Genomic DNA, 16,067 nt, shown 5'->3' on the forward strand with positions numbered 1-16,067 from the left:
TCCCTTTAATGTTTACTCAACTGCGAGGGTATTTGCTATTTTTTTAGCTAATTGACCAACGCTTTTTCGCATCTGCTCTACGGCGTGCTCATAGCCATCTTGGTTTAGCGCTACTGTTAGATTAAAGTTATGCTCAGCTATTTCGCCTTTAAAGTCTTTATCTTGCAGCCAAAAAGTTCCGGTAAGTATGGCTTGAGATTGGTGAGTAGCATGAAATGCACTTACTTTAACGAATACGACATCGGTTGATGTTTCATGGTTTGAAGCTTCGGTGCTAATATAATTTACGCGACTATTTATATCATTTAAATCTTGCGATAAAGCTTCTAGAAAACTGCTCTGTAGAGGCTCAGCCCACATATGAAAGTGCGAGTAGTGCAGTTGATGACTGGAAAGCTGTAAAACTAAACTTGGTTGCTTTAAATAATCAGGTAGTTCTATTAGTGTAATGGCTATGTTTTGATTGTTTTTATTATGAATAGGGGCAGTGCTAGTGCTCGTTGGACTATTAAGTAAATAATATTGTGTTTTTTGTGGAGTATTAGCACTACAAGCAGTGAGCAGTATAATTGACACAATAGAGGCTATTAATATCGGTTTCATTATTGTGATCCATTTATTTTTGTTGGTATTGGCTCAGAACCTTCACCACTATTAAATATTAAGCTATTAGGTTTGTGCTTTAGCTGATTAAGTAGAGGCTTTAATTCGTTCATTGTCGCCGTTAGGGTATGTAATGTGCTGCGCAGTTCTTCATACCCTTGAGAGCCAGATGATAAGTCTTTAGCTAATGTGGTAATGCCTTGCAAGGTTTTACTCAGTTCGCTGCTGATTTTTTGTTGCTCAACTTGACCGAGTAATTTATCAATACTTTGGCCTACCTTTTGAATTTCATGTGCTGTTTGAGTGATTTCGAGCATTAATTGATTGGCATTTTTACTCATACTCTTGAGCGGGATATTGTTTAAGTTATCTATAAATTGTTCAGCTTTTGCTGTGATTTGTGAAAATTCATCGCCATTGGTTGGTATGATAGAATAGTCACCATATTTTGCAATTTCATTGATCGGTTGGCCTTTATTATGCTGTAGATCAACGAATAGGCTACCGGTTAAGATATTACCTGTTCGAAGTACCGCTTTTAAGCCATTTTCAATCCAATAAACGTTTTGCTCAATCATCAAATTTTCGCCTACCTCATTATCAGGCAGTCCAACTCGACCAGGCTGTAAGCTGATGAGCACAGGAATTTTAAAATCTTCTTCTATTAACTGTGCTTGCTGACGCGAGCGGATTAAATTTGTTGACAGTACTTTACCTATTTGTACTCCTTTATACTCGACTGGAGCGCCAACTGACAGGCCTCTAATAGAGTCATTAACCAGTATTACAAACTCGATTGAGCGGCGATATCGTTCATCGTCAGCTTCCTCATAACTTGCGTAAATATCATAATATGAGCGTTCGCCAATTTTCTCACCAATAGCCATACCTTTAGGTATACCGAATGTTACCCCATTGGTTAACATAGTCTCAAAATTCCCCGTTTTAACTGAAATACCATCGGCATTTAAATCGAACTGCAGACCACTAACATCCCAAAACTTGGTATTACTGGTAATAAGCTGATGATAAGGTGATTTAATAAAGACATTGTAATAAACAACACGCTCTTCAAAATTGAAATAGATATCTTCAAATTGTCCGACGGTTAAGCCTTTATAGATAATAGGGTCACCTTTCTTGTAAGCAAATTGGTCGTTGCTATTCAGGGTGATGTGTAGACCAGGGGTGCCCGCTGGTGTTAGCGGAGGTGAGTCTAAAGCATCAAATAAATGACGCTCGCTTTCACTTTTTCCTGGTGATATTTCAATGTAAACACCTGAAATTAAAGTACTTAGTCCCGAAATTCCGGCATGTGATATTTGTGGTGAAACTACCCAAAACATACTGTCGGTAACTAAGAATTGTTCTGCTGATTTTTTTATTTGTGCTTTTACAATTACGCCATTACCATTTTTATTGAGCTCAATTTTGATCACTTCACCGATATCTACATTACGTGACTTAATTTTAGTTTTTCCTGCTTCCATGCCCTCTGCGGTCGGGAAATTGATGGTAATCGTTGAGCCTTCATTGCTCCATTGATAATAAATCATCCAGCAGCCAATTAAGACCGCGATAACAGGAATAAACCAGATTGTAGATACGGTTTTAATTGGCTTTATTTTCGCGTCTGGTGTGTGTGTATCATTCATATTTTTTTCTATCATTCCAAATCAATTGAGGTTCAAAACTCATGGCCGCCAGCATGGTGACAATAACTAAGCCTGAAAATGCTAATGTAGCAGCACCGGGTGTAATGCTCATAGTCGGTCCAAGTTGAATTAAACTCGCTAGAATAATAACCACAAAAACATCGATCATTGACCAGCGACCAACGAATTCAGCCATCCGATACAATTTAACTCTTTGTAAGCTTAATCTATGACTTTGTTTTTGAACACTATAATTTAACCAAGCCAGCACTAATATTTTAGCTACGGGTATAACAACACTGGCAAAAAATACAATCGCAGCAATAGGGTAAGAGCCTCCTTTCCAGAGTAAAATAACCCCTCCAATAATGGTGCTAGGATCGTTTTGACCTAAAAAGTGTGTTGTCATGATCGGGAGTGTATTTGCTGGTATGTATAATATTACCGCGGTAATAAGTAGCGCCCATGTCTTTTGCACACTCAGTGCATGGGTTATTGGGTTTTCTTGAGCGACTTTAGACTGACTTTGTTGTATTTCTATTTTATGTGCTTTTTCAACTTTAGCTAATAATTGGTAAAGCTCACGTTTATCAATATGCAAAATCACTATTGTCATTGAAAGCGCAAATAAAATAAAAGCATAAAATGATAACCCTAGTTCTATTTCTGCCATTGAAATAATTTTAATTAAACTAACCAAGGCGCCGATTAGAAATATTTCTACCATGCTCCAAGGTAATAATTTAAAAACCATCGCTAATACTTTTCGGCCGTGCTTGGGGTATAAACCTTTATTCATCGGGATAAGTAAATAAATAACTGATAATAAAACAACGGTGGGGATGGCAAAAATAGTAAGAAATTCAATCAGTGCTAAAAGTTGGTAATTATTGTCGATTAACACAAAAAAACTTGTGATGGCGTCAAAATGATTTTCTAAACCATTTGCACTAAAAGACAAAAATTTAAAAGGTAATGACGCGATTAAAAATATTAATGCAGTAATGGCGAAAGCGACAATTCTTTCATTAGCATTACGATGAATTGCACTTAAGGTATAGCCGCAACGGGGGCATTGTGCTTTTTGACTTTCTTTTAATATGGGTAAGTTTACAGTCAATGCACATTCGTAGCACTGAACTTCAACGGTATATATTTCCGTGGTTTGCAAGTTTTCTGGCATTATAAATGCCGTCCTCATTTTAAATACTTTGTCATAGTTTAAATTAGCATAAAATAGACACATCAAACTAAATTATTTTAACTAAAAGATAGTATTACGGGTAATATTGACCAGTATTCAAGCTTTTTATCTCTTTAGCTTTATTTATTAGTATTAAGTACTTTTATAAGCGCTTTAATATGAGCTTGTAATTCAGGCACTACCTTGTCTTCAAACCAAGGGTTTTTCTTTAACCAAATATTATTTCGTGGACTAGGGTGCGGTATAGGCATAATTGCAGGGCAAGTACTACGATAATATTTTTGCCAATTTTTTACCGTTGCTGTTAATGTTTGCTCATTATTATCGGGCAGGTGCCAATGTTGAGCATAACTGCCAATGGCAACAATTAACTCTAGTTGAGGTAATTGTTGGAGTAATTTATCACGCCATTTTAGTGCGCATTCAGATCGTGGGGCTAAGTCTCCTGATTTTGCTTTTCCAGGATAACAAAATGCCATGGGCAAAATGGCAAAAATATCAGCATTGTAAAAAAGCGCAGAATCAACACCTAACCACTGCCTAAGTCGTTCGCCGCTTTTATCATCAAAAGGTATGCTTGATTGATGTGCTTTAAGTCCCGGTGCTTGGCCCGCAATAAGAACTTTAGCCGATGGCGATATTTGTAATACTGGATTTACCCCTAGAGGTAAAAAATCCTGACAAAGGGTGCATTGATGAATATCATCAATTAATCGGATAAACAAATCAGACACTGGAGTGAACCTTGCGTTGTTGGTATTTTTATATCTAGATAATAAGTTTAAATATAGCAATCACTCCCTTCAGTGAAAACGATACTAGTCAATAATATCGCTTTTATTTTTGACTAGTGTCGTATTATGCCAATTTCACTCACTATTTGATCATGATTGTTGTCAGGCAATTATGCTGCTTACTCGGTAATACAGCGGTCCTTTGTCTTGAACAACGAGTTGTTAACATAAATGCTTTATATTTGGCTATTTTTCAGGGTATAAAGTAGACCAACTAATTAATGAATTTGGTATAATATAATTTATAACCGTGAAAAACGTAGTAATAAAACTTATTAGGTAACTATATGAATACAGAAGCAGCATACCCTATTGGTGAGTTAGGTAAAAAATGGACTGATGGTGATAAGGAAATATGGTTTCAACAACAACAAAAAAAACGTAGTTACTTTGACGAAGTTGTCACTAAATTAGATAGTTTAAATGAGCATTTTATTATTGAACAGTATGGCAGCTTGCTCTACGACGCCGAAAACTATCCATTATATGCTTTAAAATCCTTAAATTGGTTAGAAGATAAGCCCACTATTTTAATTACTGGTGGCGTACACGGTTATGAAACAAGTGGTGTTCAGGGCGCTATTCGGTTTCTACAAACAGCTGCTCAGCCATTTCAAGAAGCGTTCAACTTTGTGGTTTTACCCTGTATTAGTCCGTGGGGTTATGAAACAATTAACCGTTGGAACCCGCTAAGTATCGATCCTAATCGCTCATTTTATGAAAATAGTCCAGCACAAGAATCATTAGCTGTTATGCAGTTTATGAAAACATTGGGTCTTGAGTTCATGGCGCATATTGATCTACATGAGACCACCGATTCCGATAATAGTGAGTTTAGACCAGCACTTGCCGCCAGAGATGCTATTGAACAGAAAAGCTGGAATATACCTGACGGTTTTTATTTGGTAGGTGATAGCGCTAAACCCCAAGCCTTGTTTCAAAAAGCGATTATTGCTTCAGTAGAAAAAATCACTCATATTGCTCCTGCTGATAATGACGATAAATTGATCGGCGTGCCTTTAGCCCAAGTTGGTGTGATTAACTATGCTGCTCGTGAATTAGGTTTATGTATGGGCTTGACTGAAGCACCATATGTTACAACTACTGAAGTTTACCCAGATAGCCCAAGCGCCGATGATGAAACTTGTATTCTTGCTCAAGTAGCTGTTATTACTGGAGCATTAAACTATTTAATAACGCTTTAACCAAGGGATTTAAGAGATATTACCTTGCATAATAAGTAATTCATGTTATTTTTCTTTGATAAATTAATTTAGGATGGTTTTTCATGCCAAAAGCTAGTGATATAAAAAAGAATGCCGCGATAGAATATAACGGTAAAGTAATGATTATTAGAGATATTGAACGTTCAGTACCGCAAGGTCGAGCCGGCGGTAGTTTATACAGAATGCGTATGTATGATGTAGTGACTGGCGGTAAAGTTGATGAAACGTTTAAAGCTGACGATATGCTCAATTTTGCTGACTTAACACGTCGTCCAGCAATGTTTTCTTATATTGACGGTGAAGAATATGTCTTTATGGATAACGAAGATTACACGCCATATAATTTGAATGAATCTTCAGTCGCGGATGAAATATTATTCATTAATGAAGAGACTCAAGGTTTACAAGTGATTATTGTTGACGGTGTACCGGTTGCTATTGATTTACCGTCAAGTGTTGAATTAGTGATCACTGAAACAGACCCTTCAATTAAAGGGGGTTCGGCTACTGCTCGAACTAAGCCAGCTATTTTATCAACGGGCTTAACGGTGCAAGTGCCTGAGCATATTTCAATCGGCGATAAAATTAAAATCAATACAGAAGAGCGTAAATTTATGGGCCGAGCTGATAAATAACGCTTTGCGGTTAAATTTCGGCATCACCTAAGTATGCTTCTGGTGATGTTGGCTAAGTAATATATTAAAAAACCAGTTAATTCGTTAACTGGTTTTTTAATTTTTAGGTGACCCTTTAAATATTCACGAAATAACGGTTATGAGTAATAGATATGAGCATAAAATTTAGTCCGCTTAGCAAATATGACGTTAACTATTCAAATGTTATAGAACTTTATAAGGAAGCATTCACGACAGTTAGACGTGTACCATCATGGATCCTTAAATACATGATGAGAAATGGAAAAATAGGTTTTAGCGTGCTTTATGAAAATGATACTTGGATAGGTTTAATCTATATAACTGAGTATAAAGATATTATTTTTGTCCATTTTTTTGCAATATCTGCATCTCAGCGTTCAACGGGTTATGGCAGCAAAGTAGTCGATGCAATGAAAGAGATATATTCTGATCACAGAATTGTACTTAATATTGAAGAGCTTGAAGAACAGTCAGAAAACTACCCGCAGCGGTTGAAGCGAAAGGCGTTTTATGAAAAGAATGGCTTCAGTTCTTCAGGGTATATTGTTAAAGAGCCAGAAGAGCGGCTTGAGATGCTTATACTCGGTGGATTTATCAGTAAAGAAGAGATAGAGGCAATGTATAAAAATCTTTTCGGGGGAGTTCTTGGTTTCCTATATCGGCCTAAAGTAATAAAGCTCTGATAAATAATTTATGTCTCTGCCAAAAGCAATACGCTCAAGGGGATGAATTATCTATTGCGATCCTGTTGACCTTTAATTCGAACGTTTGCGACTGTCACCTCTTGGCATATAGAAGCCCCTTTTGATACAGGTTTATATTCTTGGAAAAGCGCCCGAATATGTCGTGAGCAATACTTCGGATTAAATTTAGTATCGATAACGCCATGTTAAGCGACCAAACTGTTGGCGGACATTATTCTTGTAGTGAAATAGCCAACTTATCTTTCCGTTATAGTCACTGTTAGTAAACTCTAAGTAAAGGTTTTGATATTTAGCAAGTGATTGACGCTGCAACTGCTCCTGTTATTGCTCTGAATAATAAGATGTAAATTCGGGTGGTATTGCTTGAAACATTTAATGGCATAGGTGCTGATTATGTTGAAAATTAATTGAGTGTGTTTAGGTTTATGGAGGATATTAAATAATAGTCGCATCAAAGGAGGCGTTATAATTTTAAATTTCAAGTCCTCAAACCAAAAGGCAGCATAAACATCGATTTTGTAAAGAGTTATAGGTGATTAAACTTACTTTGTCAGCTAAGTTTATTTTGATACTCATTGAAATATAAAGCGCTAGAAAAAGGGTCTTGGTCTCAGCGCTACACTCAGTTATATTATGGCTACATTTACGACCATTAAACGATTTGCTATGAATATTCGCTCTAAACTAACGTTAAGTTTTGCAGCTACAGTTATTGTGCCTATTATTGCTATTGCGATTGTCAGCATATCAATGACGATCTCTAAATCTTCAACAAGCTTTGTCGAACGCACTCAAGATGAGTTAAGACAAGTAGACAACGGCTTTCAACTGTTTTTTCAACAAATAAAAGCTAATGTAAAATTTTTAGCTGAAAATACGCTAACAGCTCAACTTCCTGATAATACTCATACCTATATTGGCGCTGATCATATGATGGTGCCGAAAAATGACTCTGTCGAAGAATTAGATTTATATAAGCTTTATGAAGACTTTGGTACATCCCACCCTGATTTACTCTATGTATACACAGGCACCAAAGACGGTGGTTTTGTTCAATATCCATTAGAAGAGCTTGGAGGTTATGATCCAAGAGAACGTCCTTGGTATAAACAAGCACTAGCTTCTCCTAATGCTCCAATTATTACCGAAGCATATCAGGATGTCATAGGAAAACCCGTAGTAACTTCTGCTTTAGTGGTTAAAAATAAGCAAGGCGATATCGTCGGTGTACAAGGCCTAGATGTTACCCTTTCAACCTTAACGGATATATTGAGTAATACAAAACTAGGTGAAAGCGGTTACCTCATTCTAATTGATGATTCAGGTACGGTATTAGCTGATGCAAAAACACCAGAGAATAACTTCAAAAATCTTAAAGATCTTTCATCGCCATTATTTTCTATATTACAAAAAGCACCTAATCAACAGCATTTTTCTACCGAGCATTTAGGTGAAAGTGTTAATGTTGCAAGTTATTATTCCAAAGAATTAAAGTGGCGTTTTGTTGGTGTTATTCATAGTGATGAAATTTTAGCGCCTGCATATAGTATGAGTATGACCATTACCGTGATTGCCTTAATCATGGTGACATTATTTATTGCTATAGGGTTTTGGTTAGCCAATCGTATTGTTCAACCGATAAATCGTGTCGCCGAAGGTTTACGTGATATTGCGCAAGGTGAGGGAAATTTAACTAAGCGACTAGACATTATTGGTCAAGATGAAGTAAGTGAGTTAGCTCAATGGTTTAATCAATTCTTAGATTCAATTCATCAGCTTGTTGTGGATATTAAAGCCTGTGCATCGACATTAAATGTGGCGGCTAATGAATCAGGCTTACAAATCGCTGATGTAAAAGCTGTCAGCCATCAACAAGAACAATCTATAGATAATGTGAATAATCTTATTGCAACCATGACAGATATAGCGCATCAAACTTCAAGTGATTGCCAAGAAAGTTCTACGACTATAATGAAAACTGAAGAGTATTCAAAAAAGGGAACTGCATTAATTTCTGTCACGGTAAGTGAAGTGAGTTCATTAAATCAATCGTTAAGTGAATCATCTCAATCGATGAAGTCACTTGAAATGGAAAGCGAAAATATTACAAAAATATTAGATGTTATTAGGAGCATAGCTGAGCAAACTAACCTGTTAGCACTTAATGCGGCTATTGAAGCGGCAAGAGCTGGTGAACAAGGGCGAGGTTTTGCTGTAGTCGCAGATGAAGTAAGAACATTAGCGCAACGCTCGCGAAGCGCTACCGAAGAAATTGATACGGTATTGATGAACTTGCTGGATAAAACACGTGTTGTTTCTCAACAAATGGGCGTGAATGTCAAACAATCGACACAGACTATTGAAAAGATTGAACAAGCGAACCAATCATTTAACGAAATCAGTTCTTTGGTTGGACAAGTGAAGGAAAATATTTCACGTATTACTCACGCCGCTGATCAACAACGCAGTTCATCAGACTTGATTAATGACAATATTAGTGGGATTAATCAATCGGCAAAAGGCATTGTTGATACCGCTGATACACTGGCCGATGGATCGAATGATTTACTCGTGGTATCAAAAGACTTAACAAATTTAGTGGGTCGCTTTAAAGTCAGTAATTAACACGTAATATTAGTACTAAGTGATAAGCCAGTATATTTTAACCATTTATACTGGTTTTATTTTAAGTGATAAATCTTCGGTATTTCGGTTAATTATTGGCACAAAGGTGTCAAAGATACTGTAAATACGTCATTAAATAATAAAGACATTACTTTAAATTAATTCAGCAACGATACGTTTTAACAAGAATGTTTCACGTTCAATCGACAAGCCTTTTTTCTCACTGTTTTTTATCACATATTCATTATGATTGATGGCCTCGTGAATATTCATCCAAAGTGCTTGCATACCATTTCGTAATTCATGGGCTTCAAATTCTGGTGCTAGTAGCTCCTGATCAATTTCGCAGGTATAACAATAAGAAAGCATATGCATTACATCAAAATCTGCTTTATACCAATTACGATACTCCTCATAACAGCCAAATGCTTGCACGTTGGTGACGTTTTGCGCACCGGTTTCTTCGCGTAATTCACGTATTAAGCCAGTAATATTATCTTCGCCATCGTCAATACCGCCTCCAGGTAAGCTGTAATCGTGATATCGCTTGGTATAAAGCAGGAGGATATTCTCACCTTTTAATACAATGGCGCGCGTTGCTTTACGTGTAAATTGGTGATTAATATTTGGATGTAAATCGGATACTTGTGTTGATTTTAATAGACGCATAGATAATTTTATTTATTAATGTTGTTCATTTATGGGGATGGTTATTAGCTAATTCAATAGAAAGTTGATTAGTGTTTATAAAACACAAATGGAAGTAGCTATAAAAGCTTTTAATAAGTGTGCTTTTGTAGAGGTCTCTGGATATATTTGTTTCAATTTTTGATTAATTGGTTTCGTTTAAGTTATGTTTTAGTGTTTTTATGTTTCGTTCTGTAATTTATTTTGAATTTCACCGTGTAAAATGAAAGTTAGTATGTAATAATACAGGGGTGGTAACGTTAATCAGGAGAGCATTATGGCTCACGAAGAAACAGTGAATGTAATAGAACCTAGCGAAAACGCTAATGGCATGTTAAAAACTATTGATCAGCAATTAACTGACGCTAATGCAGAAATTGAAGATCTTAGAATGCAAATTGCTTGGTTAGAACGCTCTTACGAATAGAAAATATTATTCTGAAAAGGCCAGTATGAATTTCATACTGGCCTTTTTTTTACCTAAAATTTGATCAGATAAATACACTTTTTAAAAGTGAGCCGTTTCAATATTCGTTTTTACAAATTAATGACGGAGAAAAAAATTAAATTTTTTATGAATTCGTATGCAGTTGGTCAGAATGCAATTTAATGTGTACTCTCGAAATATTGTCTTTGTTGTTGCCTTATTTCTGAGATTGAATTTAATGGGCAGCATTAATATTTAAGGTTATAAAATGCGTCGTTGTGTATCAAATATTACCCATTTCGGTAGACTAAAAATTGTGGCTTCAAGTTTAATCTTAGCCAGTTTTTTACCCGGTTGTACAATTGAAGATGGAGAGTCGATGAACTTAAATGATTTAAGTAACGTACCGGAAGTTGCAACTAGTAATGAACATACTGAACAAGGTAAGCCTGTTGTTTATCAAGTGTTCACTCGGTTATTTGGTAATAAAAATACGACAAATAAACCTTGGGGAACGATAGATGAAAACGGTGTGGGTAAATTTAGTGACTTTACTAATACGGCATTACTGGGCATTAAAGAGTTAGGTGTTAGTCATATTTGGTACACAGGCGTTCCACACCATGCCTTGATTGGTGACTATACAAAATTCGGTATTAATAATGACGACCCAGATGTAGTAAAAGGTCGCGCAGGCTCGCCTTATTCTGTTAAAGATTACTACAGTGTTAATCCAGACTTAGCCGATAACCCAGCTAAGCGCTTAGAAGAATTTGAAGCCTTAATTGCCAGAACGCATCAACAAGGCATGAAAGTGATTATTGATATTGTGCCAAATCATATTGCACGCGACTATCAATCGTTAGGTAAACCTGAGGGGGTACGTGACTTTGGCGCTGACGATGACAAAACGGTTGAATTCTCAGCGGATAATGACTTTTATTATGTTGTGGGTGAAGACTTTAAAGTACCTAAATCTAATGATGGTTATGCTCCATTAGGTGGTGAAAAACATCCGTTAGCTGATGGGATATTTAACGAGTCACCTGCAAAGTGGACTGGCAATGGTTCACAAGCGGCGCAACCTAGCATTAACGACTGGTATGAAACCGTAAAAGTGAACTATGGTGTTAAGCCTGACGGCAGTTATACCTTCGCAAGGTTACCTGAAGCATACCGTTTTAAAAGTTATCAAGCGCATAGTGAATTTTGGCGTCATAAAAAAGTGCCTAATTCTTGGATGAAATTTCGTGATATTACACAATTTTGGCTGGATAAAGGCGTAGATGGCTTTCGCTACGATATGGCTGAAATGGTACCCGTTGAGTTTTGGAGTTATTTAAACTCAGCCATAAAAATGACCAATAAAGATGCTTTTATATTGGCAGAAGTTTACAACCCCAAACAATATAGAAACTATATTCAGCTAGGAAAAATGGATTACTTGTATGACAAAGTCGATTTTTATGATCGCCTGAAAGATATTATGCAAGGTCACGGCAATACCGCTGATTTAGCTAATATTGCGCAGCGTTACAGTGATATTGAACAACACTTATTACATTTTTTAGAAAATCATGATGAGCAGCGTATTGCCAGTCCTGACTTTGCCGGCAGCGCCGAAAAAGCAAAGCCTGCCATGGTGGTTTCCGCGCTAATTAGCCGTTCACCCACCATGATTTATTTTGGCCAAGAAGTTGGTGAAGATGGCAGTGAAGAAACAGGCTTTGGCGACCCAACGCGTACCACTATTTTTGATTATGCTGGCGTACCTGCGCATCAACGTTGGATGAATGGCGGTAAGTTCGATGGTGGCCTGTTGTCTGATAAAGAGAAAAACTTGCGTGACTTTTATCAACGCTTGATGACCATTTCAGCGCAAAATAGCGCAATGTTAGGGAGTTACCAAAGCTTACATGAAAATAACCGTAAAGCGTTAAGTACTTATAATCATCTGCAATTTGCATTTGTTCGTTGGCAAGCACATGAAAGGTTAGTTGTTGTTAGCAACTTCGATAGTGAAAATAGCTATCAATATAATTTGCAAATACCGAGCAATTTAGTGAATCAATGGCAATTACCTGCGGGTGAATACCCGCTAGTAGATTTACTTTATGGCAGTTCAAATATCCTAACGGTTCACGCTGATAAAACCGCCACGGTTAACGTGACTATGTTGCCATTAAGCTCTTTTGTTTATCAACTGCAGGCAGCTAAGTCATGATGAAAAAATCTTTATTTGAATCTAAAACCGTGATGATATCTACCGTTATATATCTTATTACTTTGATATTAATATCTATTAGCTGGCAAGGCTTTACTCGTGATTATATTGCTTATCAATTATCAGGTAGCACCTTAGAAGTCACTACTAGCGATGGCAAAGTTGAAATTAATGCGCTCAATCAATCTGCGTTCGAAGTGCATTATCAACCGTTTGGCTTTAAGCAATTGCCGTCATTTGCTATCGACAACGCGAGCACTTTAAACAAGAAAGATAACAGAAACTTAACGGTTGTAGATTCTGCGAAAGCGTTAACCTTGAGCAGTAAAACCTTGGTGGCCATCATCAATAAATCACCTTTTAGTATTCGTTATACCAAACCCAATGGCGAGTATATCGCCGCTGAAGAGCTTGGGCTTTTTACTCAGAAACCTCAAGCTGTAATGCCAAAAGTCACTGTAAAAACTGACGAAAATACACTTGCCGTTGACAACGAAGTTATTGAAGTAGCAGACTTAAATGCAGCGCCTCCGATTGAATTTACTTTAGGGTTTCGTTTTAAATTACAACCTCAAGAGAAAATTTTAGGTGGTGGTCAACGGGTGTTAGGCATGGATCGTCGTGGTCACAAAATGCCACTATACAACCGTGCTCATTACGGATACGAGGCTCACTCAAACCAAATGTACTATGGTTTGTCGGCTATTATGTCGAGTAACAAATATATTATTGTCTTTGATAATTCGGCGAACGGAGAACTTGATATTGGCCATGACGAAGCCGATATATTGCAGTTTAGTGCCATTGGCGGTCGCACGTCTTACCTTATTATTGCCGGTGATAGTTATCCCAAATTAATTGAAAACTTAGTTGATGTTACCGGTAAACAACCATTACCTCCACGTTGGAGTTTAGGTAATATTGCCAGCCGTTTTGGCTACCATAGCGAGCAAGAAGCGCGTGCTGTGGTACAAAAATATCATGATGAAGACTTTCCGCTTGACGCTATTGTGTTTGATTTATATTGGTTCGGTCCTGATATAAAAGGCCATATGGGCAATTTAAATTGGGACAAAAAGGCATTTCCAACGCCAGTTGATATGATCAAAGACTTTAAAGCCAAAGGTGTTAATACCATTATGATCACGGAGCCCTTTATTTTAACTTCTTCAAGTCAATGGCAAAGTGCGGTTGAAAATAGCGCCTTAATGAAAAACGCCCAGGGGCAACCTGAAAAGTTTGACTTCTATTTCGGCAATACGGGTTTAGTCGATGTTTTTGATGAAAACAGTCAAGACTGGTTTTGGCAATATTATCAAAACCTCGCCGAGCAAGGTGTTGCAGGATGGTGGGGTGACTTAGGCGAACCTGAAGTGCATCCTGCGAATGGATTGCATAACTTTGCTGGAGGTAAAATTACCGGTGATGAAGTGCATAATGCTTATGGTCATAAATGGGCTGAAATGGTTTTTAAAAGGTTACAGAAATTTCAACCTGAAACACGGCCATTTATCTTAATGCGTTCAGGTTTCATTGGTTCACAACGTTACGGCATGGTGCCATGGACAGGTGATGTCAGTCGCAGTTGGGGTGGTTTTAAACCACAAGTAGAATTAGCACTTCAAATGAGCGTGCTCGGTTTAAGTTATATCCATTCAGATTTAGGTGGCTTTGCTGGCGATGGCCCGATAGATAAAGAACTTTATATCCGTTGGTTACAATACGGTGTTTTTCAGCCCGTTTATCGCCCACACGCTCAAGAAAATGCCAAGCCAGAGCCGATATTTCATGACACTGAAACTAAAGATATTTTGCGTGAATACGTTAAGTTACGTTATCAGTTGATGCCTTACATTTACTCGTTAAGCATTGAAAATGGCTTAACAGGTATGCCGATCATGCGTCCGATGTTTTTTGAAGATGAAACAAAGCTAAGTCTTATTGATGAAAAGGACAATTACTTTTATGGCAATGCCTTACTGGTAACGCCCGTTACTGAACAAGGTGCCCGTAGTGTCGAGGTGAACTTGCCAACAGGTGTTTGGTTTAACTTTTGGAATGATAAACGTTATTCAGGCAACCAAAAAGTGACTATAGCTGCACCGCTAGATCAAACGCCGGTTTTAGTACGAGGTGGCGCTTTTATTCCTATGGTTGAAGCGGTGCAATCAACTAAAGACTACAACACTAAAAATTTAATCTTACATTACTACGCTGACGCATCGGTAAAATCATCTTCTGCAATGATGTATAACGATGACGGTAAAGATCCTAATTCGCTCGCTAACGGTGATTATGAAACACTGACCTTTAATGCCGAACAACAAGGCAATAACTTGTCGTTTAACTTGCAACAAGCGGGCGACTTTTCAGGAATGCCTGCATCACGTAAATTGAGTGTAATGATCCATAATTTTGAAAGTACTCCTGTGAAGATAAAAGTTAACAATAAGGCGATAAAACTAGTAGCGAATCAACAGCAGTTCACTGATCACGCTATTGCTGCTTGGTATGATAGCCATACTAAGCAACTGCAAATTAAAGCTGAGTGGAATAAGACGGTGAATATAACTATAAATTAAATGAGTTCATGAGCATTAACTTTGTTTAGTGCTCATAGTTTACTGCTAATTTTTTCGATGTATCGGCTGCTTTTTAATACAAATATATACTGTTGATTTGTATTGAAATGTTACTGCTTTTTTATGTAATATCGAGCTCTCCTTGAAGGTTACACAATTTTTTAACCACTTAAACCAAAATACAATAAGCGGTTGAACACTCATAGGTTGAAGCCCACTATTAATTAACTTACACTGCTGTTTCGTTGTTAAGAGAACTAAAGCTGTGTTTAATCGTCTGTTAATTATAATGTTTGCTCTTTTGTTTGCTGGTCAAACAATTGCGTCTGCTTTTGATTTACACAGCAGCCATCAAGATACTGATTCAACACAAAACTTGTCTCATCGTAACTTAGATGAATCACATAAATCTCATCAAGAAGGCGCGTTAGCTAATACGCTTAATAATGCTGATGTCGGTGAGCAAGACCCATACGACTGTCATCATTGCTGCCATTGTCATGCGCCATCCGTTGTTTATATTACTTGTACTATCGCAACAAGTTTTATGCACAAAAGTAATGATAATATTTCGACCAGAAAAGTGGCCTTAGTGTCACTTTGGATAACACCCGAACATCGCCCACCCATAGTTTAAAACTTACCGCTACTTTATCTGAACAAGCAACACGCTGGTTTGG

Annotated in this window: 13 protein-coding genes; 8 read left to right on the forward strand and 5 right to left on the reverse strand. The window is 37.2% G+C overall.

Annotated features, from left to right (window positions below; translation table 11 throughout):
- Positions 1 to 12 precede the first annotated feature (12 nt).
- The 4 genes from B5D82_RS05895 to B5D82_RS05910 form a co-directional block, all read right to left on the reverse strand.
- The gene (locus B5D82_RS05895) at positions 13 to 603 is read right to left on the reverse strand and encodes a PqiC family protein (protein WP_081149935.1); all 591 of its coding nucleotides are present in this window, start codon (positions 601 to 603) and stop codon (positions 13 to 15) included.
- Positions 603 to 2,258: an intermembrane transport protein PqiB gene (gene pqiB / locus B5D82_RS05900; protein WP_094122855.1), complete on the reverse strand. Its 1,656-nt coding sequence runs from the start codon at positions 2,256 to 2,258 to the stop codon at positions 603 to 605. The genes B5D82_RS05895 and pqiB overlap by 1 nt, the downstream gene beginning before the upstream one ends.
- Entirely contained in the window at positions 2,251 to 3,441 is a 1,191-nt protein-coding gene (locus B5D82_RS05905) for a paraquat-inducible protein A (RefSeq protein ID WP_081149938.1), read from the reverse strand. The genes pqiB and B5D82_RS05905 overlap by 8 nt, the downstream gene beginning before the upstream one ends.
- A gap of 140 nt (positions 3,442 to 3,581) precedes the next feature.
- Positions 3,582 to 4,196 (reverse strand): uracil-DNA glycosylase family protein, encoded by a 615-nt coding sequence (locus B5D82_RS05910; protein ID WP_425429879.1) that lies wholly within the window; start codon positions 4,194 to 4,196, stop codon positions 3,582 to 3,584.
- Between the two features lie 347 nt (positions 4,197 to 4,543).
- On the opposite strand from B5D82_RS05910, the gene B5D82_RS05915 reads away from it, so the two are divergent.
- The 4 genes from B5D82_RS05915 (at position 4,544) to B5D82_RS05930 (ending at position 9,467) form a co-directional block, all read left to right on the forward strand.
- Complete coding sequence (locus B5D82_RS05915) at positions 4,544 to 5,461, forward strand: M14 family metallopeptidase (protein ID WP_081149940.1); 918 nt, start codon at positions 4,544 to 4,546, stop codon at positions 5,459 to 5,461.
- An 83-nt stretch (positions 5,462 to 5,544) separates the two neighbouring features.
- A complete protein-coding gene (gene efpL, locus B5D82_RS05920; protein WP_081149941.1) occupies positions 5,545 to 6,117 on the forward strand; it encodes an elongation factor P-like protein EfpL in 573 nt (190 codons plus the stop codon).
- Between the two features lie 152 nt (positions 6,118 to 6,269).
- Positions 6,270 to 6,821 carry a GNAT family N-acetyltransferase gene (locus B5D82_RS05925; RefSeq protein ID WP_081149943.1) on the forward strand — a complete coding sequence of 184 codons (552 nt, stop codon included), beginning with the start codon at positions 6,270 to 6,272 and terminating at the stop codon, positions 6,819 to 6,821.
- Positions 6,822 to 7,475: 654 nt separating this feature from the next.
- The gene (locus B5D82_RS05930; protein ID WP_245807564.1) at positions 7,476 to 9,467 is read left to right on the forward strand and encodes a methyl-accepting chemotaxis protein; all 1,992 of its coding nucleotides are present in this window, start codon (positions 7,476 to 7,478) and stop codon (positions 9,465 to 9,467) included.
- A 153-nt stretch (positions 9,468 to 9,620) separates the two neighbouring features.
- On the opposite strand, the gene B5D82_RS05935 is transcribed toward B5D82_RS05930, so the two are convergent.
- Positions 9,621 to 10,136, reverse strand: coding sequence for an NUDIX hydrolase (locus tag B5D82_RS05935; RefSeq protein WP_081149944.1), 516 nt, complete (start codon positions 10,134 to 10,136; stop codon positions 9,621 to 9,623).
- Between the two features lie 295 nt (positions 10,137 to 10,431).
- Here B5D82_RS05935 and B5D82_RS20000 point away from each other — a divergent pair, with 295 nt between their 5' ends.
- From B5D82_RS20000 to B5D82_RS05950, 4 genes are all read left to right on the forward strand, one after another.
- A complete protein-coding gene (locus B5D82_RS20000) occupies positions 10,432 to 10,581 on the forward strand; it encodes a hypothetical protein (RefSeq protein WP_172820625.1) in 150 nt (49 codons plus the stop codon).
- Positions 10,582 to 10,849: 268 nt separating this feature from the next.
- Positions 10,850 to 12,805: an alpha-amylase family glycosyl hydrolase gene (locus tag B5D82_RS05940; protein ID WP_081149946.1), complete on the forward strand. Its 1,956-nt coding sequence runs from the start codon at positions 10,850 to 10,852 to the stop codon at positions 12,803 to 12,805.
- Positions 12,802 to 15,387 carry a glycoside hydrolase family 31 protein gene (locus B5D82_RS05945; protein ID WP_157673848.1) on the forward strand — a complete coding sequence of 862 codons (2,586 nt, stop codon included), beginning with the start codon at positions 12,802 to 12,804 and terminating at the stop codon, positions 15,385 to 15,387. The genes B5D82_RS05940 and B5D82_RS05945 overlap by 4 nt, the downstream gene beginning before the upstream one ends.
- Before the next feature lie 289 nt (positions 15,388 to 15,676).
- Positions 15,677 to 16,024 (forward strand): hypothetical protein, encoded by a 348-nt coding sequence (locus B5D82_RS05950; RefSeq protein WP_081149948.1) that lies wholly within the window; start codon positions 15,677 to 15,679, stop codon positions 16,022 to 16,024.
- Positions 16,025 to 16,067 lie beyond the last annotated feature (43 nt).

This window comes from Cognaticolwellia beringensis (genome assembly GCF_002076895.1).
Classification (GTDB): Bacteria; Pseudomonadota; Gammaproteobacteria; order Enterobacterales; family Alteromonadaceae; genus Cognaticolwellia; species Cognaticolwellia beringensis.